This window comes from Deltaproteobacteria bacterium HGW-Deltaproteobacteria-6, from assembly GCA_002840435.1.
In the GTDB taxonomy this organism is placed as follows: Bacteria; Desulfobacterota; Syntrophia; order Syntrophales; family Smithellaceae; genus UBA8904.
The window spans coordinates 1-1,391 of sequence record PHAT01000038.1 but is presented as its reverse complement, the minus strand read 5'-3'; the positions used below and the strand labels follow the sequence as shown (position 1 = coordinate 1,391).

The following is a 1,391-nucleotide window of genomic DNA, read 5'->3' as shown; positions in this document are numbered from 1 at the left end:
GGCCTGCGCTGCGGAAGTTGCAGGCATCTCTTACGGTCAGATGGGCAGCATGTTCGTGCGACTGGCCGCCCGCCGGCACCCTGTTTTTGGTAAAATGTCAGAACCACAGGAACCGGCAAAAAAGCAATCCGCCATAAAACGTTCCCGCGCCAAAAGAGCTTCTTCCTTTAAAGAACCCCAGGCTTCCTAAGAAAGCCTGCAACATCCACATATCGGGCTTTTCAACCGGCATCCAACATAACATGATGTAAAGATAATTCCTTGATGTTCAAGAGGATTTAGTGATTATTGAGACTAAAAAAAAGATTCCACTTCTTGTTCCAAAGATGGTATAGGGACTGAATCTTAACAAAAATGCATCCTGTTCAGGGGTAATTGTGAATAAAAACATTAAAATTAAGAATCTTCTGAATAAACAGGTGGTTATTCTGGACGGGGCAACCGGCACCGAACTGCAAAAGAACGGATTACCGGCGGGTGCCTGCCCTGAAATCTGGTGTCTGAAAAACCCGTCGGTCATTCAGGATGTTCACGCAGCTTACGTGAAAGCGGGAGCTCAGATTATCTATACCTGCAGCTTCGGCGCAAATCGCTTCAAGCTAAAACAATACGGCGTAAAGAAAGATGTTTATTCGGTGAACCTGGAGCTCGCACGCCTGGCCAGACAGGCTTGCGGAAAAAAAGCGCTCGTTGCCGGGGATATCGGCCCTACCGGTTTATTCGTTGAACCTTTCGGTCCGCTCGGATTTGAGGAAGCCGTGGATGCGTTCAAAGAACAGGCGCGAGGTCTGATCGACGGCGGCTGCGATCTGATCGTGATCGAAACCATGATTGACATACAGGAAACGCGTGCGGCCCTGCTGGCAGTGAAAGAGCTTTCGGATATCTTCACCATGGCGTCCATGACGTTTGAAAAAGACGGGCATACGCTGGGGGGCACTCCTCCGGAGAGTGCGCTCATCACCCTGCAAAGTCTGGGCGCGGATGCCGTGGGGTGCAATTGTTCCGCCGGTCCCGAACAGATGGCGGAGTTTATTGCCGCGATGAAGCCCTACGCTACGGTTCCTCTGCTGGCCAAACCCAATGCCGGAATTCCCCGGCTTGAAGGTTTAAAAACGGTCTTTGACATGGACGCCAAAACGTTTGCCGGCCATGCCCGAAAACTGCTGTCCGCCGGTGCCAATCTGCTGGGTGGATGCTGCGGGACAACACCGGAACATATCGCGGCTTTGGCAAAGGCCATCGGTGGCAGAAAACCGGCAAAACCAAACCGTGCTTCACTAGCCGCCCTGAGTTCCTCGCGGAGCTTTTTGCATCTGGATGAAAATCAACCGCTCTTTGTTATCGGAGAAAGAATCAATCCGACGGGCAAAAAAGCCCTGCAGGAGGAG

2 protein-coding genes are annotated in these 1,391 nt (G+C 51.7%); both read left to right on the top strand.

Annotation, left to right across the window (positions count from 1 at the left end):
• Window positions 1–190 (top strand): hypothetical protein (locus CVU71_18655; protein ID PKN16608.1); only part of this gene is annotated, 190 nt, incomplete at its 5' end.
• A gap of 187 nt (window positions 191–377) precedes the next feature.
• Window positions 378–1,391: 5-methyltetrahydrofolate--homocysteine methyltransferase (locus CVU71_18650; protein ID PKN16607.1), on the top strand; the 1,014-nt coding region annotated here is incomplete at its 3' end.